This is a genomic window from Microcoleus sp. OTE_8_concoct_300 (assembly GCF_031383065.1).
GTDB lineage: Bacteria > Cyanobacteriota > Cyanobacteriia > Cyanobacteriales > Microcoleaceae > Microcoleus.
Genome location: NZ_JANMZH010000324.1, coordinates 13798 through 35692, shown reverse-complemented (window position 1 = coordinate 35692; position 21895 = coordinate 13798). Strand labels below are relative to the sequence as shown.

Annotated in this window: 23 protein-coding genes and 1 pseudogene; 15 read left to right on the top strand and 9 right to left on the bottom strand. The window is 46.0% G+C overall.

Annotated features, from left to right (window positions below):
- Window positions 1–133 precede the first annotated feature (133 nt).
- From ACUVJL_RS14610 to ACUVJL_RS14595, 4 genes are all read left to right on the top strand, one after another.
- Window positions 134–1726 (top strand): B12-binding domain-containing radical SAM protein, encoded by a 1593-nt coding sequence (locus ACUVJL_RS14610; RefSeq protein WP_445246503.1) that lies wholly within the window; start codon window positions 134–136, stop codon window positions 1724–1726.
- A gap of 304 nt (window positions 1727–2030) precedes the next feature.
- Entirely contained in the window at window positions 2031–2927 is an 897-nt protein-coding gene (locus ACUVJL_RS14605; RefSeq protein ID WP_445246502.1) for a M48 family metalloprotease, read from the top strand.
- Window positions 2928–3057: 130 nt separating this feature from the next.
- Window positions 3058–3504, top strand: coding sequence for a DUF6932 family protein (locus ACUVJL_RS14600; RefSeq protein ID WP_445246501.1), 447 nt, complete (start codon window positions 3058–3060; stop codon window positions 3502–3504).
- Window positions 3501–4019, top strand: a complete 519-nt coding sequence (locus tag ACUVJL_RS14595) for a DNA-binding protein (RefSeq protein WP_445246500.1) — start codon at window positions 3501–3503, stop codon at window positions 4017–4019. The genes ACUVJL_RS14600 and ACUVJL_RS14595 overlap by 4 nt, the downstream gene beginning before the upstream one ends.
- A 94-nt stretch (window positions 4020–4113) precedes the next feature.
- On the opposite strand, the gene ACUVJL_RS14590 is transcribed toward ACUVJL_RS14595, so the two are convergent.
- Both ACUVJL_RS14590 and ACUVJL_RS14585 read right to left on the bottom strand, forming a co-directional pair.
- Window positions 4114–4638: a hypothetical protein gene (locus tag ACUVJL_RS14590; RefSeq protein ID WP_445246499.1), complete on the bottom strand. Its 525-nt coding sequence runs from the start codon at window positions 4636–4638 to the stop codon at window positions 4114–4116.
- A gap of 30 nt (window positions 4639–4668) precedes the next feature.
- A pseudogene (locus ACUVJL_RS14585) lies at window positions 4669–4818 on the bottom strand (Tse2 family ADP-ribosyltransferase toxin); the annotation flags it as partial.
- On the opposite strand from ACUVJL_RS14585, the gene ACUVJL_RS14580 reads away from it, so the two are divergent.
- Together ACUVJL_RS14580 and ACUVJL_RS14575 are read left to right on the top strand one after the other, a co-directional pair.
- Complete coding sequence (locus ACUVJL_RS14580) at window positions 4761–5066, top strand: DUF5674 family protein (protein ID WP_445246498.1); 306 nt, start codon at window positions 4761–4763, stop codon at window positions 5064–5066. The pseudogene ACUVJL_RS14585 and the gene ACUVJL_RS14580 sit on opposite strands and share 58 nt — an antisense overlap.
- The gene (locus tag ACUVJL_RS14575; protein WP_445246497.1) at window positions 5063–5416 is read left to right on the top strand and encodes a hypothetical protein; all 354 of its coding nucleotides are present in this window, start codon (window positions 5063–5065) and stop codon (window positions 5414–5416) included. The genes ACUVJL_RS14580 and ACUVJL_RS14575 overlap by 4 nt, the downstream gene beginning before the upstream one ends.
- A gap of 112 nt (window positions 5417–5528) precedes the next feature.
- Here ACUVJL_RS14575 and ACUVJL_RS14570 read toward each other — a convergent pair whose 3' ends face one another.
- Window positions 5529–5732, bottom strand: coding sequence for a hypothetical protein (locus tag ACUVJL_RS14570; protein WP_445246496.1), 204 nt, complete (start codon window positions 5730–5732; stop codon window positions 5529–5531).
- Window positions 5733–6044: 312 nt separating this feature from the next.
- Here ACUVJL_RS14570 and ACUVJL_RS14565 point away from each other — a divergent pair, with 312 nt between their 5' ends.
- The 3 genes from ACUVJL_RS14565 to ACUVJL_RS14555 all read left to right on the top strand — a co-directional run bounded on the left by ACUVJL_RS14565 (window position 6045) and on the right by ACUVJL_RS14555 (window position 9170).
- Window positions 6045–8216 carry an NACHT domain-containing protein gene (locus ACUVJL_RS14565; RefSeq protein WP_445246495.1) on the top strand — a complete coding sequence of 724 codons (2172 nt, stop codon included), beginning with the start codon at window positions 6045–6047 and terminating at the stop codon, window positions 8214–8216.
- Window positions 8217–8278: 62 nt separating this feature from the next.
- Window positions 8279–8755, top strand: a complete 477-nt coding sequence (locus ACUVJL_RS14560; RefSeq protein ID WP_445246494.1) for a Panacea domain-containing protein — start codon at window positions 8279–8281, stop codon at window positions 8753–8755.
- Window positions 8736–9170, top strand: a complete 435-nt coding sequence (locus ACUVJL_RS14555; RefSeq protein ID WP_445246493.1) for a hypothetical protein — start codon at window positions 8736–8738, stop codon at window positions 9168–9170. Before ACUVJL_RS14560 ends, ACUVJL_RS14555 begins: the two co-directional genes overlap by 20 nt.
- A gap of 97 nt (window positions 9171–9267) precedes the next feature.
- Here ACUVJL_RS14555 and ftsH4 read toward each other — a convergent pair whose 3' ends face one another.
- The 4 genes from ftsH4 to ACUVJL_RS14535 form a co-directional block, all read right to left on the bottom strand.
- Entirely contained in the window at window positions 9268–11142 is a 1875-nt protein-coding gene (gene ftsH4 / locus ACUVJL_RS14550) for an ATP-dependent zinc metalloprotease FtsH4 (protein ID WP_445246492.1), read from the bottom strand.
- A gap of 229 nt (window positions 11143–11371) precedes the next feature.
- On the bottom strand, window positions 11372–11617 hold the full coding sequence (locus ACUVJL_RS14545; RefSeq protein WP_445246491.1) for a TspO/MBR family protein: 246 nt from the start codon (window positions 11615–11617) through the stop codon (window positions 11372–11374).
- Complete coding sequence (locus ACUVJL_RS14540; RefSeq protein WP_445246490.1) at window positions 11617–11874, bottom strand: tryptophan-rich sensory protein; 258 nt, start codon at window positions 11872–11874, stop codon at window positions 11617–11619. The genes ACUVJL_RS14545 and ACUVJL_RS14540 overlap by 1 nt, the downstream gene beginning before the upstream one ends.
- 79 nt (window positions 11875–11953) lie before the next feature.
- Entirely contained in the window at window positions 11954–12799 is an 846-nt protein-coding gene (locus ACUVJL_RS14535) for a M48 family metalloprotease (protein WP_445246489.1), read from the bottom strand.
- Between the two features lie 368 nt (window positions 12800–13167).
- Here ACUVJL_RS14535 and ACUVJL_RS14530 point away from each other — a divergent pair, with 368 nt between their 5' ends.
- Entirely contained in the window at window positions 13168–14772 is a 1605-nt protein-coding gene (locus ACUVJL_RS14530) for a sensor histidine kinase (RefSeq protein ID WP_445246504.1), read from the top strand.
- Window positions 14773–14953: 181 nt separating this feature from the next.
- Window positions 14954–15520: a hypothetical protein gene (locus ACUVJL_RS14525; protein WP_445246488.1), complete on the top strand. Its 567-nt coding sequence runs from the start codon at window positions 14954–14956 to the stop codon at window positions 15518–15520.
- Between the two features lie 522 nt (window positions 15521–16042).
- On the opposite strand, the gene ACUVJL_RS14520 is transcribed toward ACUVJL_RS14525, so the two are convergent.
- Together ACUVJL_RS14520 and ACUVJL_RS14515 are read right to left on the bottom strand one after the other, a co-directional pair.
- Window positions 16043–17239, bottom strand: a complete 1197-nt coding sequence (locus ACUVJL_RS14520) for a GNAT family N-acetyltransferase (protein ID WP_445246487.1) — start codon at window positions 17237–17239, stop codon at window positions 16043–16045.
- 179 nt (window positions 17240–17418) lie between these two features.
- On the bottom strand, window positions 17419–18255 hold the full coding sequence (locus tag ACUVJL_RS14515) for a RibD family protein (protein WP_445246486.1): 837 nt from the start codon (window positions 18253–18255) through the stop codon (window positions 17419–17421).
- A 286-nt stretch (window positions 18256–18541) separates the two neighbouring features.
- Here ACUVJL_RS14515 and ACUVJL_RS14510 point away from each other — a divergent pair, with 286 nt between their 5' ends.
- From ACUVJL_RS14510 to mdh, 4 genes are all read left to right on the top strand, one after another.
- On the top strand, window positions 18542–18922 hold the full coding sequence (locus tag ACUVJL_RS14510) for a photosystem I reaction center subunit IV (RefSeq protein ID WP_445246485.1): 381 nt from the start codon (window positions 18542–18544) through the stop codon (window positions 18920–18922).
- 2 nt (window positions 18923–18924) lie between these two features.
- Window positions 18925–19887 carry a DNA-formamidopyrimidine glycosylase gene (locus ACUVJL_RS14505; RefSeq protein ID WP_445246484.1) on the top strand — a complete coding sequence of 321 codons (963 nt, stop codon included), beginning with the start codon at window positions 18925–18927 and terminating at the stop codon, window positions 19885–19887.
- Between the two features lie 647 nt (window positions 19888–20534).
- Complete coding sequence (locus ACUVJL_RS14500; protein WP_015178120.1) at window positions 20535–20750, top strand: NAD(P)H-quinone oxidoreductase subunit O; 216 nt, start codon at window positions 20535–20537, stop codon at window positions 20748–20750.
- Window positions 20751–20859: 109 nt separating this feature from the next.
- A complete protein-coding gene (gene mdh, locus ACUVJL_RS14495) occupies window positions 20860–21813 on the top strand; it encodes a malate dehydrogenase (protein WP_445246483.1) in 954 nt (317 codons plus the stop codon).
- The last annotated feature ends 82 nt before the right edge of the window (window positions 21814–21895 follow it).

The following is a 21895-nucleotide window of genomic DNA, read 5'->3' as shown; positions in this document are numbered from 1 at the left end:
ACCCCTCGCCAGATATTCGATCGAGTGCAAGATCGTAATTTTAGCCTTAACATTAAGTCTTGAGAGCCGATCGAACTCTCACGCCCCGCCAGCCCGATCGCAAGTTGTTTACTGATGTGAGGTTTAACATATAATGCGAGTTCTTCTAGTTTACCCGCTGTTTCCGAAAACATTTTGGTCTTACGAGAAAATCCTAGAATTAGTCGATCGTAAAGTGCTGCTGCCACCGCTGGGTTTGGTAACGGTAGCAGCTATTTTACCCCAAGAATGGGAATTTAAGTTAGTCGATCGCAATATCAGACAAATCACCGAAGCAGAATGGGAATGGGCAGAGCTCGTTATTCTCTCCGCAATGATTGTCCAAAAAGAAGATTTGCTAGACATAATTCGCGAAGCAAAACGGCGCGGTAAATCCGTAGCTTGTGGCGGCCCTTACCCGACATCCGTACCCGAAGAACCTCAAGCAGCGGGCATAGATTACCTGATTCTCGACGAAGGCGAAATCACCCTGCCGATGTTTGTCGAAGCAATAGGGCGCGGCGAAAAAAGCGGAATTTATCGATCGGACGGCGTAAAACCCGATGTTACCACAACCCCAATCCCCCGCTTCGATTTGCTGGAATTAGACGCCTACGACTCAATGTCAATTCAATTTTCCAGAGGCTGTCCTTTCCAGTGCGAATTCTGCGATATCATCGTCCTCTACGGCCGCAAACCCCGCACCAAAAACCCCCAACAATTGATAGCAGAATTAGACTATCTCTACAACTTGGGCTGGCGGCGCGGCGTGTTCATGGTAGACGACAACTTTATCGGCAACAAACGCAGCGTCAAACTGTTGCTAAAAGACTTAAAAGTCTGGCAAGAAGAACACAAATTCCCGTTTACCTTCAACACAGAAGCATCCATCGATTTAGCCCAAGACCAAGAATTGATGGACATGATGGTTGCTTGCAATTTCAATGCAGTGTTTCTAGGGATTGAAACTCCCGATGAAGAAAGCCTGCAAATGACTAAAAAATTCCAAAATACCCGCAATTCTCTGATCGAATCCGTAGAGTTAATTGCCAAATCCGGTTTGCGAGTAATGGCCGGATTTATCATCGGATTTGACGGCGAAAAACCCGGTGCCGGTCAGCGGATTGTCAAGTTTGCCGAAGCAGCAGCCATTCCGAGCACAACCTTTGGAATGCTGCAAGCTTTGCCGCACACTGCATTGTCCCACAGACTAGCAAAAGAAGGGCGGTTGCGCGACAAATCTGGCAACCTCAACCAGACTACCTTGATGAACTTTATCCCGACGCGGCCTCTCGAAGATATTGCCCGCGAATATGTCGAGGCATTCTGCGAAGTGTACGATGCTGAGAAATATTTAGACCGGACTTATCGCCATTTCTTAATGTTAGGTGCACCTACAGCAAATATACCTGCTCGAGTTCCCAGTTGGATAGACTTGCGAGCACTGTTAACTGTGGTGTGGCGTCAGGGAGTCAAGCGCAAAACTCGGTGGAAGTTCTGGCATCATTTGTTCAGCATTCTCAGACGCAATCCTGCGGTTTGGGATCATTATTTGACAGTGTGTGCTCACAACGAGCATTTCCTCGAATACCGCCAGATTGTGCGGGATGAAATCGAAGCTCAATTGGCTGAGTTTTTGGCTAATGAGTCTCAAACTGTATATCAAGAACCTGTTTCTGTTGAGGAAAAGCAAGTGCAAGCGGTTTAGGGTTCGAGAATTCAACGGCAGATAAACGCAGATAAACGCAGATGAATGTAAGATTGTCTGCGTTTATTTTGTTTTTAATCTGGTTTCCAGGTTCTGGCTGGAAATGTCATATACTGCGGCTATGCCGCCTCTTGAGAGCAGGCGAGAGAGCCTTCCGAGGCATTCCCAGTTTCTGACTGAAAAGGTGAAATACTACTATTGCCACCAAAGTTACTTCGGCAGATAGAGACGCGATCGCCCCCCAAGTATGAAAATTTAATAACAAGCTCAAAAATATCAAAATAGCGATCGCCCTCAACCCGCCATGCTAGGAACAAATCAACTCAGGACTGCAGCTCTTTTAGGACTCCTAAGCGGCCTTCTAGTTTTAGGAAGTTATTACTTAATCGGCAACGAGCAAGGACTTTACATCGGTTTAGCCCTAGCCGCCTTCTCAAGTTTTAGCTCTTGGTACTATTCCGACACGGCCGCTTTAATGGCTTACCGCGCTCGCCCCATCGCCCGCAGCGAAGCACCAGAAATCTACGATATGGTAGCATCGCTGAGTGAAAAAGCCCAAATTCCCGTACCGAAAATCTTTGTAGTTCCCACTCAATCTCCGAACGCATTCGCCACAGGAAGAGACCCGAAACACGCGACAATAGCAGTTACTGAAGGCATCATGAATCTGCTTTCCCGCGAAGAATTGGAAGGCGTTATAGCGCACGAACTGACGCACATCCGCAACCGCGACACTTTGACTCAAGCAGTTGCAGGAACAATTGCTGGCGCGATTACATTTGTCGGGCGAATTCTGACTTTTGGAGCGCTTTACGGCCCGGTGACGCGGGATAGCAGACAAGGCCCGAATCCGTTTGGTTTGCTGTTTTTAATCATTTTAGCACCGCTATCAGCAACCGTAATTCAATTGGCGATTTCTCGGACGAGGGAATTTGCAGCCGACAGCGGTGCGGTGGAAATTACCAATAATCCCATCGGTTTAGCAAACGCCCTGCAAAAATTGGAGAAAATCGGTCATGAAATTCCGATGCACGGCAATCCTGCGATGTCGCCGCTGCTGATTGTCAATCCTTTTTCGACTAAAGGTTTGCAGTCACTTTTCCGCACTCACCCACCGACAGAGGAGCGGATTCAGCGCCTTTTGGAAATCGCGCAGCAGCAGCAAGGTTCTCCAATGATGGCCTACGTGAGCGGAACTTAATCACTCGAAAATGCAGAAACAATATTTAGAAACCCGGTGTTTTGAAGCAGCCGGGTTTCTGTATGTTTATAACGAGCGCTGTGGTACGATCGAAAGACGAATAAGAAATTTGTGGCATGGGTGTGAGTAAGTGATTCCAGAATTCGATGAAAAGGGCAATCTACCGCCAGGAGTTCATTTTTGCGAATGGGAGGAGTTTGAGGAAAGATTTGGCACTAATTTTAAAAGAGATAGCTTGATATTGGGCTTGAAACTGGCAATGACCCAATTAAAAGCAGCAGGTGCTAGAACTATCTATATTGATGGTAGTTTTGTTACCAGCAAAGATAAGCCTAATGATTTTGATGCTTGTTACGATAGAGAAACTGTAGACAGGGAGTATCTGAGAATCAATGCTCCTAGATTGTTCAATCATCAGGATCGAAATGCCCAAAAAGCTAAGTATCGAGGGGAAATTTTTCCCTCAGACGAACCTGTAGGCAATTACGGAGAAAATTCCTTTGAATTTTTTCAAAGTGACAGAGGCAAAAACACGAAAGGAATTATAGCGATCGATTTAATGAGGTGGGAACCGTGATTAAAGATGAATTTGAGTACGGAGTCAGCAAAGATTGGGTTCAAAAATTCAACAAAACTCTAGCAGCAATGGAGCGGGATGAAGAAGCAAAAAGAAAGGACTTTCTCAAATGGGATGCAGGTAGAGGTTCGATTCAGCGCCATTTGGATCAGTTGCACGAAGAAATAGCAGAATATGAACGATTGATGGCGTGGGACAAGAGTAAGCCGATCGAACTTGTAGTTGAGAATTTCAATAAACTATCAGATGCTTTAATTAAAGCTCGAATGGCAGCAAAAATCAGCGTGGAAGAACTAGCAGAAAGGTTGGATATTGACCCTGAACGCCTTAAGGAACACGAGAAGAAAGATTATCAAGGTGCTAGTTATATGGAACTCCTTGAAATTAGCTGTGTTTTGGGTCTGGAGTTTAAGACGGCTGTGATGCAGGTCGATTTTGAGGAAATAGAGGTTATGAAACAAATAGCAGTAGAATCGCGCTATCGAAAAAAGAAGAAGGCAAGTAAAACCGCCTAAAGATTTGAGGGTGCGATCGGGAAAACTACTGAGTTGATTGGGTTTGTTGGGTGTAAATTAGATAGGCGGGGGGCGATGTCTCCACTAAAAGGATTTACCCCATCCTCAGCAATTCATCAAGCTTGTTTTTTAGGTCAGGCGAGGCTAGTAGTGGTCTATAAACTTCACCTTCATAGGGCTTCCAAACATATCCGAGACAGAACGATCGAAAAACCGAAGATGCTCCCGTTGCTTGCCAAACAGCTTCAGCTAAAACCAATCCCGGAAAAACCAAGGCAGGCTCTTCAATCAATTCGCTGTAGGTTCTAAACTCATCTACTTCCATACCAACTAAAGCATACCGAAACGGTGGAGCAAACCGCAAACTCTGATAGAAAAATATACCTATTTCCGTCATTAAATAAGCACTTTCTGGAGTGTCAATTCCAATCTCACTGAGGCCACTTGGACAAACTCGACACCACCAATTTTCTTCTATGTCCTGAAAACTTTCTGCCCGACATTGGGAATGTCTACCGTTTGAGAGCACCCAGGAAATTTCATTGAAATATTGAGCAAATTGCTGTGCTTCAGATTGCTTTGTGCCACATTCAACCGATAAGCTAAACACCCATGCCATTGCTGTTCTCCCGTTGACTAAATTAAACTATCAAACTTTCTCCCATTCGTTCTGTGTCTGGACCAGGGCTGCTTCATATTTCTCTAAAAGCATTGTAGCGCTTGGCAAAATACTGACATGAGTTGGACTATCTTGCACAGCTTCAATATCTCCGAGGATCTTGCTATCGTCAATCTGCCAAAATCGAACGGGGAATTTTGGCTCGTGGTGGAGAACTTCACGCTGATTGCGAAGCTGTGTTGCTAGAAAATGGGAGCAAGCAGGTAGATATTTGGGGAGCAGATTGGTATCCGCTGACACAAGAGGTAGGCTATGAATCTCTAATCAATATCTGTCCCCGTCAGAACAATCGTTCGATGGAAATTCAAGATCCGATGATTCGACAACAAGTTGCTCAGATCGTTCAAAACTTACTAGGAGGATTATGAGAGATTGGAATAGTTTAAAGGAACGCTATTTGCGAGACGAACTACCCATTCGTTTGGGAAATTTAGCATCGAATTTGGCACGAATTAAATCTCGCTGTCAAAATGCAGCAAATGGCGAAATAATTGAAAGTTTGCTGCAAGAAAGTAAGCTGTTTATTGAATGGACGGCTCAAGATGCAGAGATAGAAATAGCTGCTGAGTTAGTTGAGTTGCAGATTCAGTTAGCTTGCTGGCAATATTCTTTGGCAGGAATTTGGGAGGATGCGGAACAACGAATGAGAGTAGGAGAAGAGGGCAGGATTTGGTCAGAAAAAGTGCTGAATATGTCGGGTTTGTTGGCTGTGGATTAGATCGAGGGCGATCGCTCTTTGTTTTTGCAGCTAATTCGTGAGATTTCACTGCTCATTTATTTTGATTTGAGTATCAGGGAGAGCGCCTCGTGATTGCTCTCCCTTAATACGATTACTTGCGATCGCACAAACGCGGGTTTGTCTGTTTGCCCTTGTCTGTTTCAGTCGGCTCATCTTTCTGCAACGCTGTCAGGATTTGAAAGCACAGCTTGAGCAGAAACAGTAATCCGCCTGCTGTTGGATCGCACAAAGTTGCAAAGCCAACCACCGCAAATTCGATTACTTTGAGCCATTTCTTTTTTTTGGAAAGTTTCATCCGGAGTAGTTTGAAATCGACTCTTACATCATTTCAAAAATGCTCTCAAGCATGGTCAGAGTAAGTGTTTGGCTATTTGTCAGACTTGTCAGACTTGTCAGACTTGTCAGATTTGCCATAATTGAGAGGATAAACTTCTAGGTTTGTTAATGGCACGGCGAACACTCCAAGCTTCTACACAAGGTCTTAAAGACATCCGAAAAGCCTTGAAACGAAAAAAAGGAGGACAAACTTACCTGGCTGGTGCTGTGGGTTGTTCGACAAACCATCTGGAGTTTGCTGCAAGGCAACCCAATTGATTGCGATGTTTTCATGAATGTATGCACACAGCTAGGGCTCAAGTGGGAAGACTTTGCTGAACCAGAAGCAGCAGAACCAGTGCAAAACAAAGACTCTAATCTCGATGCGTTAGTTCAGCAGGTACGATCGCGCCTCCATGATGACATCCAACGCTTACATGGCACGATGCCACTTTGGGGTGTCGATCGTTGCGTGCCGTTGGGTGATTTGTTTGTGGATGTCAATATTCTGGAGAAACTGAGCAGTAGTGGTAAGTCTGAACTCGATGACTTGTGGCAGGATTTCAGCAACAATCCCAGCTATCGCAGTTTAGATCGCATTGGCTTGGGCAGGAAACAAGAACGAGTGTCAGGCTTAGAGGTGCTGGCGAAGAATACAAACCTGATGGTGGTGGGCAAACCGGGTTCGGGAAAAACCACATATTTGCAACGAGTGGTGACGGAGTGCAATGCAGGGAATTTACAAGCGCACCGGATTCCGGTTTTGATTAGGCTGCGGGATTTTGTGAAGGATGGACGTGAGGTTCTCTATGCCCTAAAGCCTTATCTAGAGAAGCGTTGGCAGTTATCAGATGCAGAAAGCCTACTCAAGCAAGGTCGGGTGCTGGTTCTGTTGGATGGCTTAGATGAGGTGACGGGGGAGGATGGGAAGAATATCACCAACGAAATTAAGAAGTTTGCTCGTGACTATCCGCAGGTGCAAGTAATTGTGACGTGTCGAACGCAGAGTCAGGAGTCGCGGTTTGAGCGGTTTGATTATGTGGAAGTTGCGGATTTTAATGAAAGTCAGGTGCGATCGTTTTCAGAACATTGGTTTAAGGCAGTGATAGGGGATGAGTTGGTGGGACTGACGAAGGTACAGGAGTTTCTGGAGCAGCTTTTTAGAGAAGAGAATAAGTCGATTCGGGAGTTGGCGATTACTCCGATTTTGCTGAGTTTGACCTGTGCAGTATTTCATGAGAATGGGAAGTTTTACTCGAAGCGATCGAAGCTTTATGAAGAGGGCTTGGAGTTGCTACTGGAGCAGTGGGACAAGTCGCGGGAGATTGAGCGAGATGAGATTTATCGAGATTTGTCAGTGGAGCGAAAGCTGGAGTTATTGAGCTATCTAGCGCTGAAGAAGTTTGAGCAACCGCAGTATGTGTTGTTTGAGCAGACGGAGATTGAGGGATATATTGCGGAGTTTTTGGGGATTGAACAGCGAGATAGTCGGGCGGTGTTGAAGGCGATGGAAGCGCAGCATGGGTTGTTAATTGAGCGAAGTCAGAAGGTTTGGTCTTTTTCGCATCTGACGTTTCAAGAGTATTTGGTGACGCGACAGATTTTAGCGAACTGTAATCCATTATCTATAAATGATCCTATACTGAATAAGTTAGTAAGCCATGTAATAGATAAAGCCTGGCGGGAGGTATTCTTATTAGCTAGCACAATGCTCGAAAAACCAGATTTTTTCTTCTTTTTAATGAAGGCTATAATTGATAAATTATTGCTGAAATATCCGCCTCTTCAAAACTTTTTAATTTGGATCGACCAAAAATCTAAATCGGTTGATGCGCCGAATAAAAGTGCTGCAATCAGAGCTTTCTACTTTAATAATTGTCGAACAGACTTTTTTGGTAAAATTGATGATGTTTCCAGTTACTTCAAAGAAAAAAAAATACCTGATATCTATCTAGAAGGCGAGATGGCTATTGATTTTGACCTTAGAGTGGCTTTAGAGAATAGCTATAATCTTGATGGATATATTCAACAAGATCCAGAAGGAGATCCCGATACAAATATATATATTTATTCTCATAGTCTTAGTCTTGTTAATACTTTAATGTCTGGTCTAAGGACCTATCCTCAAAGTGGCGAAAATATGATAGAAGAATTAAGTCAAGTATGTAAATACAACCCTCATCAGCAGTGGAAAGAGTTTAAGCAATGGTGGCAAACAAACGGTAAAGGTTGGACTAAAAAACTCAAATTATTCATGACTGAATATCGTAATATTGGACATGATTGGCAGTTCAGTGAGGAACAGCATAAGCTTCTACAGCAGTACAATTATGCTAATGAGTTACTGGTAGATTGCTTGAATAGCGGCTGTAGTATTAGCCAGAATGTTAAGCAAGAGATTGAGGAAATGTTGCTATTACCGATCGCCGAAATCGAAAAACGCCAACGTGAAAAAACAGATTAGGGCAATTCTTGGACGATCGCCCTGTGCTATCATAGAAGACAAAACTTATCGAGTCGAATTATATGACCACAATAACTACAGTAACAACAGCCTCCAAACTGGCTGATTACTACATCTGGTTCGCGAATGACGTAGGCTCCTACCTCAGCAACCACAAACTACAAAAACTATTGTACTATGCCCAAGCATGGTATCTAGCCTTTGAAGATAAACCGCTTTTTGATGAAGATTTTGAAGCCTGGGTGCACGGGCCGACTATCCCGGCTTTATTTTACGAATACAAAGAACAATTTGACTGGAAGCCAATTCTCAAAGAAGTCGAAAAACCCGAATTTCCACAGGAAGTACAAGAGTTTTTAGACGACTTATCCGATGATTATTTCTTTTGCGATGCTTATGAGTTAGAATTGATGGTGCGACGCGAAGACCCTTGGATTAAGGCGAGAGGTGACTTGCCAAAAGATGAACCTTCTCATGCTATTATTACGAAGGAATTAATGAGAGAATTCTACAAAACCCGTGTCATCGAAGAAAATTAAAAAAGCAGATATACGCCGCCAGCAATCTTTATCTAGCATCAAGCGTCTAGATGTAAAAATACCCGAAGGAATTAGTTTTTCTTTCAGGTATTATCAGGATGATAAAGATAAATTTTCACTTGCCGATAGAGATTCTAGATATCTGGCATCTCTATTGAGAAGGCTGCGCGATTTATCACAATTGAAATCTCAAGAAATTATAAATAATCAGAGTAAAAGCCTGCGCTGTCATGGAATAGTCTGGCAAGATACAACAGAACCTAATGGCTTCGGCATTCCCAATGAAGATCAGCTAGTAAATATCCCCTACCAGTTCCAAATATCTGCTAATCAATACGGCAGGGTGCATGGATTTTTTAGTGAAAATATTTTTTATATTGTCTGGTTAGACCCAGACCACAATCTTTACACTTGAAATTATTATAAATTTTGGCGTATTCAATCAAAAAACGCAGATGATATTGCACTCATCTGCGTTCATCTGCGTTGATCTGCGGTTTAATTAAACCCTATTAAACTGAAGCCGCAACCTTATCTAAAGGCCGCACTTGACCGAGGAATTCGCGAAGTGCGTCACCTTCCACCACCTCAGTTTCCAACAGTTTCTGCGTAATTGTTTCCAACAATTCCCGATTTGCTTTCAGAATATCCAAAGCTTGCTGGTGTGCAGTTTCGACAATTTCCTTCACTTCTTGGTCGATCGCCTCAGCAGTCTGAGCACTTACCGCACGGCGGGCATTTCCCATACCGTCATTGAGGAACATTGATTGTTGACCTCGATCGTAAGCTAGAGGTCCCAAAACCTTACTCATCCCGTAAGTTGTCACCATCCGTTCTGCTAAATCCGTCGCCCTTTGCAAGTCATTTGAAGCGCCAGTAGTAATGCTACCAAACACCACTTCCTCAGCCGATCGCCCTCCAAGCAGTGTAGCAATCTGACCGCGCAATTCCGACTCATCCAACAAGAAACGGTCTTCTGTGGGTACTTGCAACGTGTAACCCAATGCTGCCATACCGCGAGGGACGATCGAGATTTTAGCAACTTCGCCATTACCAGTCATCAAAGAACCAACCATTGCGTGGCCGACTTCGTGATAAGCAACAATGGTTTTCTCCTTTTCATTGAGCACGCGGCTTTTCTTTTCCAAGCCCGCTACAATCCGTTCGATCGCCTCTGCAAAGTCTTCCTGTGCTACAGTTAGGCGTTTGTTGCGCGCCGCCAACAAAGCAGCTTCATTCACCAAATTTGCCAAATCAGCGCCGGAAAAACCGGGGGTGCGAGTGGCGATCGCCTTCAAATTAATATCCGGGCCCAACTTCACTTTTTGAGCGTGAATGTTCAAAATTGCTTCGCGGCCAGATAAATCCGGGCGATCGACTAAAACTTGGCGATCGAAACGGCCAGGGCGCAACAAAGCAGCATCCAAACTTTCCGGGCGGTTAGTTGCAGCCAGCACAATTACAGTAGTATTGCCCGCAGCAAAACCATCCATTTCAGTTAACAGTTGATTGAGAGTTTGTTCGCGTTCGTCATTCCCGCCGTACATACCATTACTGCTGCGGGATTTGCCGATCGCGTCCAATTCATCAATGAAAATAATACAAGGAGCCTGTTTCTTAGCCTGCTCGAATAAATCTCTAACTCTTGCAGAACCAACACCTACAAAAAGTTCCACAAACTCCGAACCCGAGATGCTAAAAAACGGCACGCCAGCTTCACCAGCCACTGCTTTTGCTAACAGAGTTTTGCCAGTTCCCGGAGGCCCGACTAACAGCACGCCTTTCGGAATTCTCGCACCGATTGCCGTAAATCTGTCGGGAGTTTTCAGGAATTCAACAACTTCGACTAATTCAGTTTTAGCCTCTTCTACTCCAGCCACATCAGCAAAAGTAATTTTCGCCGATTCGCCTTCTACATAGACCTTCGCTTTGCTTTTGCCGATCGAGAGCGCACCCTGAGGCCCGCCACCCTGCCTGTTCATAAAAAATTGAAAAATCGCCACAAAAATCAGCGGCGGAACCACCCAGCTTAAAACACTGCCGATCCAGCCATTTTTAGATGGGGGAGTTGCCGCAAATTCAACGCCTTTTTCTTGTAAAAGTTTAGGCAATTCCAGGTCAAAAATCGGCGTAGTGGAGAGCACTTGACCGGGTTTGTCGCCTTCGCCTTTGAGTTGGTAGCGAATTTCATTTTGGCCTACCGAAGCTCGGACTACATCTTGTTCTTGTACTTGATGGACGAACAAGCTGTAAGGCACTTGCGGAATTTGGGGGCCGAACAAATTCGGTAAAAAGATGTTTGCCAGCAAAAACAAACTTGAGAGCAATAACAAAATATTGCTAATTTGGCGAAAACGAGGTGGTTGGGGCTGGTCTTTAATTGCCATTGATAACTGTCATCCTTTGATTTAAAGCAGTTTTATTCATCTATTTTCTCATCAAATACCCACACACTGTTAAGCGGATTTCCTCACTCTATCGGTCGGTTAACCCGGTACCAGGGATTGGCTATTCTTAACAATGTTTTTTTTACGAACCGCGAAGACGCGAAGGACACGAAGGAAGAGAAGAGAGGAGCGTTATAGTATGTAGGGTGCGCCGAAGCTCACCTGAGCTTTATGCAGCTTCTGGGTTTAAATCAATCATTTCCCAAGTAGTATAAGTGCCGATCGCACCCCAAATCGCGTAAGGCAAAAGTAACAAAGCGGCGGTTTGAGAAATCGGCAAAACAGCCAACGTCAGCACAACTCCCAAAATCTCGCCAGCCCCTCCCAACATTGTCCCTACTTTGAGACTTTTGGCTCTGAGAGTAGTGGGAATATAAGCAACTGTTACAACTTCTAAAAGCAAGTACAAAGCCATCAGCAGCCATGTTTTAAGGCTCCCTGGCTCTTCCAAACGACAGTAGCGCTGCCGGCCCCGCAAGAAAAAATCACTGTCCAAATCAACGGAATAGCAGGCTCAAAAAACATCCAATCCGGTCTTTTAAGTTTGACTGCCCACTTAATATCGCGCAGTTTAAAAAACAACGTGCCGAAGGCGACTGAAAAAGTCACGCCGCCGATAATCATCCAAGATTCAATCATGGTTTTCAACTTTCCAATTGCTCGATCGCTCATTAAGTCGATCGTGCCAACTCCAAGCCGAACTTAGCTCCGCCTTTAGTAATAACTTTTGTAAAGCCCGATGCAATTCTAGCTAACCGCCCGACACATTCTTAGCAAACTCATCGCGTCCCGACACCAAATTAGCTGGAACGCCGTTAGGGTAATTTTTCGTGATTAAAGCTTGCAACTTTTCAATTCGGTTTTCAGGGTTTGGGTGAGAACTCAAAAACTCCGGCGGCGCTTCGCCTTTCCTAGAGGCACCGAGAATTTTCATCACCTCAACAATACCTCTAGGATCGTAACCCGCTTCCGTCATAAACCGAAAACCGAGCTGATCGCTCTCAAGTTCATCAGACCTACCGTAGCGCAAACCGACAACTTGATTGACAGCTTGAGCAATTAATGCTGCCTGCTGACCGCCGCCGCGATCGTCGCTAGTAGCCACCCCAACCGCCGTTACCAAAGACCTCCCGAACTGCTGTTTTGCCAAGTGTTCCGCACCGTGGCGCGCCACAACGTGACCGCTTTCGTGCCCCAGTACAGCAGCTAACTGAGCCTCGGAATTCAGCCGTCGCAGCAGCCCCGCAGTAATGAAAACTTGTCCCCCCGGTAAAGCAAAAGCATTGACAGTTTGGGCGTCTCGCAGCAGGTGGAATTCAAACGGATAACCCGCTTGTTTCGCGGCCGAACGGTTGACAACTCGTTCTCCTACTCGATCGAGATACTGCTGAATACTCTGGCTGGGATAAAGCCCGCCGTGCTTGGCGGCCATTTGATCTCGCGCCTGCAATCCCAAAACTATCTCTTGGCGGGGAGAAAGCTGCACCCGCTGTCTCTCTCCAGTTACCGGATTTTGTACGTCGTTTGTAAAATAGGTGATTGCCCCAAAAAATGCCATTAATAGCCCGATCGCGGCTCGAAATAAAAATTTATTCACAGGCTTTTACCTAAAAAGTTTCGCGATTAGAATACTATGGTGACTGCTCTCTCGACATCTGTCTGAAGTATCAAGAATGGAAAGTTGTTAGAGTTTTTTGAGATGATTTGCGAACAAGGCTTTTTTTAACGAACCGCGAAGGCGCGAAGGACACGAAGGAAGAGAAGAAGGTTATAGTTATTAAATTGGTTAAACTGAGATGTTGCACCATTGTCAGTAACAGGCAAGATGCCTGTTCCACAAAGGATAGATTGTCTTGTGGAACAGGCATCTTGCCTGTTCAGAAAAGGCTAATTGAGAATGGTGCAACATAGGAGTTAAATCTATTGAATCCATTACAAAATCCGTTGCCGAACTTCTTTCGCAATATGTTCCAAGCTACCCGCCGCCGCCTCGCTATTTGGTACACAGCCGTTACTGCTGTATTGTTACTTGTATTCGCCACTGGTTTCTATTTCTACGTCCGCCATACTTTGATCGATCGCATTGATGACACCCTCAATCATGTTGTCGAAGTAATAGAGCGAACTCTCGTTATCGAACCCCTAAGTTTCCCTACTACCAAAGATAAAAATAAGTTGCAAGTTAATATTCAAGCCAGTTTTCGAGATAGCACCGATGCAGTAGAAGACGACCACATTGATTTAGAATGGTTCAGTCCTACGGGCGAATTGCTGTGGTCTACTTTATCGGAACCGCTGAATATTCCCATTCACGCTAACCGCACCGGCGAAACAGTTTGGATAATTAATAATAAGTTGCAGTTTGAGGGCACAAATCAGGCAGAAGAAAGTTTGGCAACGGGCAATGTACGGGATGTCACCGATTTAATGGATAGAGGGAAGAGGGATTTAACCGCAGAGGCGCAGAGGGCGCAGAGGGGAGAAAGAAGAGATTTTGATGGCGGTTTGAATGCAGGTTGGCAGGAAAATCTAAATTTAGGTAGTGAAAAGTCTATTGCACAAAATACAAATCGCGTTTCTACCAAACCAATTAGCATTCGGACAACTCAAAACTATTCCCTCAGACAAGTAACGCAGCGAGTACAAATCGGCCGCCAAGTTCTGGGATATTTGCGAGTCAGCCATCCTTGGTTTGAAGTGACAAAACCCATCCGCCAATTAATTCTCGATTTGATTTTGGGCGCGGGTTTAACTCTAATTTGCGTTGCAGCTATTGGCTGGCTGCTGTCGGGTTTGGCGATCGCACCTGTGCGGGAGTCTTACGGGCGTCTCAAACAGTTTACCGCTGATGCTTCTCACGAACTCAGAAATCCGATCGCCACTATTCAAACTAACGTCCAAGTAGCTTTGGCGGAACCGGATATCGAACCGCAGCAACATCAACAGCTACAAGTTATCGAACGCCTTACCCGCCGTTTGGGGCGCTTGGTTGACGATTTGCTGTTTTTAGCCAGACAAGATAGCGGCATCGTGCAGCAGCAGTGGATTGATGTTCCCCTCGATGCTTTGCTGATGGAGGTAATTGAAGAACAACAGGCGATCGCCACTACCCAAAATCTCTCTCTTTCTTTGGAAATTGTCGATCTGCCCAACGCTGAGGACAACTTTACACTGTTGGGAGACTGGGATCAACTAGCCCGACTTTTTACCAATCTCCTTAGCAACGCCGTGCAGTACACGCCATCGGGGGGCGAAATAGAAGTAGAATTGCAACTTGCAGCTAAAAACAAAAGAAATTCGCCGATGTTAAATCCAGCCCTGCAAATAAAAGTAACAGACACCGGCATCGGGATTTCCGCAGAAGCCCTCCCACATTTGTTCGATCGATTCTACCGCGCAGATCCCGCCCGCACCCACCGCAGCGCCGCTGGTTCCGGTTTAGGATTAGCCATCGCCAAAGCAATTGTCGAAAATCACCGCGGCCAAATCCGCATTGACAGCCAAGTCGATCGAGGTACCGCCGTTACCGTCACCCTCCCCGCCCACAAATCAGAAGCATCTCACCTCTAAAAATCCTCTCTTCCCCTCGGACTCTGCGCCCTCTGCGCCCTCTGCGGTTTAAAAAAAATCTACCCCTCAAACCCTTATTCTTCCTACCTCGCGCCCAAACCCAGCTATTAAAATTCATTTCCGCCATAGATTAACATAAACGTTGTTGGAAAACCTCGATCGAACTTGTGAGGAGTTATTTATGTTTCGCCACAATCTACCGTTTAAAAAAATCAGCTTGCTAGCAGCCACCTGCGGAGGTTTACTCGTTAGTCTCGCAACACTTTCCCAGGCGGGCGGCCCCCCGCCCCAACAAGGAAAACCCGTTTCCCAACCCGCAGCCACTCCCCCACAATTTGAAGATCCCTTCAGCCAACCGACTCCGGCTGCGAGTCCCAGCCCCAGCGGGATGCCCTCTACACCCACAGACGCGCCTGCCCGCTTCCCCATGCCCAGTGCGCGAGTTACGCCTAGCGAAGGCATGATAGTAATTAAACTGGTGAATACTACCAATGCTGTCATCAATTATCAAATCGTAGGCGTCACCCCGCCGCGCACTCTGGGCGAACAATCGGAAATTGTCCTCAAAAGCATCCAAGTGCCAATCACCCTCACTTATCAGCGCCCAGACGGCGGATTGCTGCTGGTTCGCCCCCAAGCAACCGCGATGCCGGGAATGTTGCAAGTCAGTTTCGGCGCGACAACTGAGTTGGGCGCTGATACAAAATCGTTGGAAATTCAGGAAGATGGCAAGGTAATTTTGAATTAGTCATTAGTCATTAGTCATTAGTTATTAGTTATTAGTTATTAGTTAGCTGCTCTCACTAACCAATAACCAATAACTAATACCTAATCTGAATTATGTCTTAGTCCGCCCAGGCGGACTTTGTTTTTGTAGACGCGATTTCAATATCCGAATTATATCAATTCCGGTTGCATTGGAATGATTAAACCGCCGAAAACGCAGAGAACGCAGAGGAAGAAAACAGAGAGATGAATAATTCCGATGCTAACGGATTTGATATTAACCATCGACAACAGGGCTATTGAGGACACCGCACCGTGCCGTTTCCCTACGCGAAAATATCGATACCAAAAACGTCGTAGCACGGGCGAGGACTCGCCCGCCCTCGCCCTCGCTTGGATGTAACCATCCCCCTAATTTTAGGGAAACGGCACGGCGCCGTGTCTTGATTTCGGGTAACGGGTAAAATCAACCGGATTGGATGATGAAATTGCCTGCGAGTGCGATCGGATATAACTGAGACGAAAGTTTGACTCTTAAGCAATTTCAATCGCCGAGTAACAACGGAGGTAACTTAGTAAAAGGTAAATCCTCGTTTACAGCATCAATTTCTTCCTGTTCTCTTTCGTTGATTTGACCGATATAAGACTTGAGAATTTGCGCCAGACGATTGTTATAAAATCGGTGCAAACTATAATTTGGCGTAGCTGGAAAGCCGCGCCGTTTTTTGTGCCGCCCGCCGGCACCGGGATCGAAGCTTTGGATGCCCCGATCGATCGCCCATTCGATCGGTGTATAGTAACAAGCATCGAAGTGCAAGCAGTCGATTTCCTGCAAACTTCCCCAATAACGCCCGTACAGCCGATCGCCCTTATACAAACAAAAAGACATTCCCACCGGGTGTCTCTCATCTTCCTTGTCGTAGGCGGCTACAAATAAAACTCGATCGCGATAATTGTGGTGCAACTGTTCAAAAAATCGCTTAGTCAGATACTTGCTTCCCCACCAACCAAATTTGTCACAAGTATTCTCATAAAAAGCATACATTTGAGCAAACATGGCTTGGGGAATTTCATCGCCCGTCAGCGTTTTTACCAACAAACCAGCTTGGTCAACTGCTTTGCGTTCGCGTTTGATATTACGGCGCTGGTTGGCATTAAATGCGCCTAAATAATTGTCAAAATTTTGATAGCCTTGATTTTGCCAAATATAGCTGTGGTGCAGCCAACTGCTGAAACCGTGGCGTTCCATTCTTTCGCGCCATTCGGGATCGACATAAAGGAAATTGCAGCCGGAGATATTGTGGCGATCGCAAAAATGGTCGATCGCGCTTACCATTACTGCCGTTAACTCGTCTTCATCTTCCCCCTCGGCAATCAAAAACCGATAGCCTTCAGCCGGAGTAAACGGCGTCATTCCCATCAATTTCGGATAATATTTAACGCCCAAACGTTGAGCTAAATCGGCCCACTGATTGTCGAACACAAATTCGCCGTAGCTGTGGCTTTTGACATAAAGTGGCGCGCCAGCAATCAACTGTTTGTCTCGCCACACAGTTAAGTGATGCGGCAGCCAACCGGTTTTACCTGTGGCACTGCCCGAGACTTCGAGATTGTTAAGCCAATCCCATTCTAGAAATGGCGTTTTTAGTGGCATCGCCAAGGCATCCCACGACGCTTGCGGGATTTCGCCTATTTTGCTAATCCAGGCTACAGAATATTCAGGTTTTGGCTGTTTCAGCATAGGGAGATTTCAGCGTAGAGCGATCGAACTTCATTTAACTTAATATAATTTCCCCTGTTCCACACTTGTTACCAGGCTCTTCCTGGTAACGCAGATCCAGAGGCTCTGCCTCGATTTTCCTTGCGCTTGCGAGGCAGAGCCTCGCTTACATGGGTTCCCAGGCAGAGCCGGGGAACCAGTTACAACCAGTTAAATCGATCAACACGATAATGCAAAAATACCTCTTGTCCCACCTGTTTAACCGCCAAAAGTTCCAATTTCGGAGCTAAATCCGCCAAAAAACCCTTTCCCTCAACAGGCGTCGGTGCATCGGCGCCGCCCAAAATTAACGGGCACACCGTCAGCCAAAGTTCATCTACCAAGCCTGCAGCCAGCACAGACGCTACCAGTTTTCCCCCGCCAAGAATCGCCAAACGTTTGATACCGAAGCTTGCTAGCTGTTGAAACGCATCAATCCAATCAATCTCTCCACCTGCGGTTTTCGCATAGATAATTCGATCGAATTGAGATGTGGCACCATTCTCAATAAGCCTTTTATGAACAGGCAAGATGCCTGTGCCACAAGAAAATTCATCTCTTGTGGAAGGGGCATCTTGCCCGTTCTTGAGAATGGTGCCAGATGTGCGATCGAACTTACTGTCTTTTGTCGGGTAGGGGGACGGCATTGCCGTTTCCCTACTGTCTTGCCCCGTCAGCAGCCACCGAGGCACCGGTTGCTGGAAAAATCGCAAGTTTGGGTCAAATTGCGACGATCGCGAACAGACAATTTGCACCGGTTGTGGGGGCTTCCCTTGCAGTTCCCTCTGTTTGACCAATTCCGGCGAAATCACTCTCATCGTCGTCCCATAAGCCTGTAAAGTGCCGTTGCCGAACAAAACCGCGTCACTTGCTGCTACTTGCTGTTCGAGGTGGGCTTTGTCCTTGGCAGAACCGAATCTCGCGGGCGATCGTACTGCATCTGCAATTTTACCGTCAGCACTGATCGCGAGTATTACTGTTGCGTGAAGTCCAGTCATTACTTATCAGAATTTCGCAGAACATTTAACTGTAGCAATTCACAACTATTTGTAAAGTTTGTTTTCAACTCGCTCGCATTGCTTTTATTTGACGGATAATGTGAGTTTATTTATTTTGCAACAGTAGCGATCGCCTTACCAAAGTATTTACTTTTCTTTACAAACAGCAGACAAAAAACGGCGCGGGAGGTAAAAAATCAGTTGCAGACTTTAAATGCGCCGCGCGATCGACTAGAGTAAAAAAAATGGCTTGATCCGTTTATTCATCGCAAAGGAAAAAAAGCTCATGGTTCAACGCGGTTCTACAGTCCGGATTCTCCGCAAAGAATCCTACTGGTATCAAGAAGTGGGCACCGTTGCTACGGTAGACCAAAGCGGCATTAAATACCCAGTTATCGTTCGCTTTAACAGCGTAAATTATGCAGGCGTCAACACCAACAACTTCGCCCAAAGCGAATTAGTGGAAGTGTCAGCACCCAAAGCAAAAGCGAAAACAGCGACAGCAGTAGCTTCCGGCGGCAAACAAACCACGGTAGACGAGAAAACCCGGAAAACCGGCAGCGGAGGAGCCCCCCAGCAGCCGAAAACTTCGACCGACAGCAAGCCCGGTGCCGAAGTGCCCGGCAGCGTCGAAGGTTCGCCAAATCAAGGAACAGAACAACGCTAATTGTGCCAGAACTGCCAGAAGTTGAAACTATTTGCCGGGGTTTGAATCAAGCAACCCTCGATCGAGAAATTGTGGGCGGGGACGTGCTGTTAAACAGCACGATCGCCCCCTCCATCTCTGCGACCGATTTTTTGACACAAATCAAAGGAAAGTCGATCGCCCGCTGGTACAGACGCGGCAAATACCTCCTGGCAGAACTATCTCAATTCCCAGAAGGAGAAAGGGAGAGGGGGACAGGGGGACAGGGGGACAGGGGGAGAGTGGGAGAATTTCTTGCCCAAACTCCAAACTCTTCCCGAACGCCTTCTTTCTACCCCTCCCTTTTGCCTTCAAAAGCCGGTTGGTTGGGCGTTCACCTGCGGATGACGGGACAACTGCTGTGGGTGAACCGATCCGAACCCCTGCAAAAACACGCGCGAGTGCGGCTATTCTTTGAGGGAAACCAAGAATTGCGGTTTGTAGACCAGCGCACCTTCGGGCAAATGTGGTACGTGCCCGCAGAAACCGAGGTTTCGGGCACAGTCATCGGTCTGAAACTTTTAGGGCCCGAACCGTTTTCCGACGAGTTTACAACAGAATATTTGACCCGCAAGCTGCACCGGCGGGCGCGACCCATTAAAACAGCTTTGCTAGACCAGTCACTTATAGCTGGTTTGGGCAATATTTACGCAGACGAAACTTTGTTTTTGTCGGGAGTGATGCCCACAACTCTGTGCGCGGATTTGACCGCAGAGCAAATTGGGCGCATCCATACAGCTATTATTCAAGTTTTACAGAAGGCGATCGAATCCGGTGGCACCACTTTTAGCAATTTTCTCAACGTCCAAGGTGTCAACGGCAACTATGGCGGCGTCGCTTGGGTGTACAATCGCGCCGGTCAACCCTGCCGCACTTGCTCCGCAACCATCGAACGTATAAAATTAGCAGGGCGATCGACTCATTTTTGCCCCGCGTGTCAGCAATAACAAGTTCGGCAGCCGATTTTGTAACGGATTTAAAGGACGTTCGGCGAAGCTGAGTCGATCCGCAGACGAGAGTTTGACTTGCACAGCGGTTTCAACCCCCGAGTCTAATCGCGGGTTTGTTACGCTAATTTGCTATTAAAGACAAATCGGCATTAAAATTTCTATAGTTTTTTGACACTCTCCAGCCTAAAGGCGTGGGGATTCTTAATTAATCGACTAACCTTTAAGCGCCATGTCCTTGCGGCAATTCTTAAACTTTTCAACCGTAGAAAATACTACCAATTGACGAGCCTAACTCACAACACCCCAGAGGGTCTGTCTCCAAAAGCGTACTAGGATACTGAACCTAGAGTTCGGGTATGCCCTACCCTACCTAACAAATGAAAAAGTTCTTTGTTTTCTGGTAACAAGGATGTATTAATCCCCTAGCTGTTTTAAGAGTTTTCGCCGCTCTGTGTCCCCAGTTTGTGCCTAAAAGTGTGTCTTAACTGTTTCACGACGGCACAGGAGTTTAACCTTGACTTTTGCAGTATACTACAAAAAACCAGCAATTCCCTGATTTTTTGGAATAGATTTAAGAAATTAAAGCCGTTCTAGAAGAACGGGGTTTTAAACCCAACTTTCCGATAAACTAAACAAAGCAAGTTATGGCAATCAAGAAAGGCAGTATAGTTCGCGCTGTACGCGAAAAATTGGAAAACAGTCTAGAAGCCAAAGCCAGCGACCAGCGCTTTTCCTCGTATATATTTGAAACAAAGGGCGAAGTGATGGATGTTCGCGGCGACTATGCCTTCGTCAAATTTGGCAAAGTTCCCACCCCCAATATTTGGCTGCGGGTAGACCAACTCGAAGATTTTAAGTAACTCACCAAAACTAAACATCACTGTTCTTAATCTAGCCTAGGGTGCGCACCGCGCACCTTCCCCCAATTAAGCTCATTGCTAAAACCTAAAATCTAAAATCCAAAATCGAATGAATTCTCCATCAACCCGCGTATCAATTATTGGTGCAGGCAAAGTCGGTAGCACCTTAGCCCAGCGAATTGCCGAGAAAAATCTGGCAGATGTAGTATTGCTAGATATTGTGGAGGGTTGGCCGCAGGGCGTTGCTTTGGATTTGATGGAAGCAAGGGGAGTGGAACGCCACGATCGCCAAATTGTCGGTACAAATGATTATACAGATACGGCTAACTCAAATATCATAGTAATTGCCGCTGGAGTCCCGCGCAAACCCGGTATCAATCGGGAAGATTTAATTAAAATCAATGCTCGAATTGTTACAGAAGCCACAAAACAGGCGATCGAGCATTCTCCAGAAGCAATCTTAATCGCAGTCACAAATCCCCTAGATATTATGACTTATTTAGCCTGGGAAGCTGCTGATTTGCCAAAACACCGAGTCATAGGTATGGGGGGAATTCTCGACTCCGCCCGCTTTCAAACTTTTATTGCAATGGAATTGGGCGTTTCAATTGCTGAAGTCTCTGCAACAGTCATCGGTTCTCACGGCGATTTAATGGTTCCTTTGCCCCGCTATTCCACTGTCAACGGTATTCCCATCGGTCAACTTATGGATGCTGGGGCGATCGATCGAATCGTACAGCGGACTCGCCACGGCGGCGCAGAAATTGTAGAATTAATGAAGACTGGTAGTGCTTATTTTGCACCCGCATCTTCTGTCTGTTTGATGGTAGAATCTATTTTATTAAATCAGTCGCGACTCTTGCCTTGCTGCGTTTATTTGCACGGCGAATACGGCGTGCAAGATATCTTTTTAGGAGTTCCCTGCCGCTTGGGATATCAGGGAGTCGAACAAGTAGTCGAACTCGAACTCAGCGATACCGAAAGAGCAGCCTTTATCGAGTCGGGTAAATTGGTTGCCCAAAATATTGAGGAAGCGAGGGCGATACTGAAAACTGCTCGTTAAGCTTGTATCCGTTTTTTTTCAGATACTCCTGAACGGTTTTTTTTTACGAAAAAACTTCGTTGCAGCCTTAGAACCCGGTCAA

Coding starts and splice junctions, on each gene's coding strand:
- ACUVJL_RS14610 (WP_445246503.1), top strand. CDS start 134: ATGCGAGTTCTTCTAGTTTACCCGCTGTTTCCGAAAACATTTTGGTCT.
- ACUVJL_RS14605 (WP_445246502.1), top strand. CDS start 2,031: ATGCTAGGAACAAATCAACTCAGGACTGCAGCTCTTTTAGGACTCCTA.
- ACUVJL_RS14590 (WP_445246499.1), bottom strand. CDS start 4,638: ATGGCATGGGTGTTTAGCTTATCGGTTGAATGTGGCACAAAGCAATCT.
- ACUVJL_RS14575 (WP_445246497.1), top strand. CDS start 5,063: ATGAGAGATTGGAATAGTTTAAAGGAACGCTATTTGCGAGACGAACTA.
- ACUVJL_RS14570 (WP_445246496.1), bottom strand. CDS start 5,732: ATGAAACTTTCCAAAAAAAAGAAATGGCTCAAAGTAATCGAATTTGCG.
- ACUVJL_RS14565 (WP_445246495.1), top strand. CDS start 6,045: ATGAATGTATGCACACAGCTAGGGCTCAAGTGGGAAGACTTTGCTGAA.
- ACUVJL_RS14560 (WP_445246494.1), top strand. CDS start 8,279: ATGACCACAATAACTACAGTAACAACAGCCTCCAAACTGGCTGATTAC.
- ftsH4 (WP_445246492.1), bottom strand. CDS start 11,142: ATGGCAATTAAAGACCAGCCCCAACCACCTCGTTTTCGCCAAATTAGC.
- ACUVJL_RS14545 (WP_445246491.1), bottom strand. CDS start 11,617: ATGGCTTTGTACTTGCTTTTAGAAGTTGTAACAGTTGCTTATATTCCC.
- ACUVJL_RS14540 (WP_445246490.1), bottom strand. CDS start 11,874: ATGAGCGATCGAGCAATTGGAAAGTTGAAAACCATGATTGAATCTTGG.
- ACUVJL_RS14530 (WP_445246504.1), top strand. CDS start 13,168: ATGTTCCAAGCTACCCGCCGCCGCCTCGCTATTTGGTACACAGCCGTT.
- ACUVJL_RS14525 (WP_445246488.1), top strand. CDS start 14,954: ATGTTTCGCCACAATCTACCGTTTAAAAAAATCAGCTTGCTAGCAGCC.
- ACUVJL_RS14520 (WP_445246487.1), bottom strand. CDS start 17,239: ATGCTGAAACAGCCAAAACCTGAATATTCTGTAGCCTGGATTAGCAAA.
- ACUVJL_RS14515 (WP_445246486.1), bottom strand. CDS start 18,255: ATGACTGGACTTCACGCAACAGTAATACTCGCGATCAGTGCTGACGGT.
- ACUVJL_RS14510 (WP_445246485.1), top strand. CDS start 18,542: ATGGTTCAACGCGGTTCTACAGTCCGGATTCTCCGCAAAGAATCCTAC.
- ACUVJL_RS14500 (WP_015178120.1), top strand. CDS start 20,535: ATGGCAATCAAGAAAGGCAGTATAGTTCGCGCTGTACGCGAAAAATTG.
- mdh (WP_445246483.1), top strand. CDS start 20,860: ATGAATTCTCCATCAACCCGCGTATCAATTATTGGTGCAGGCAAAGTC.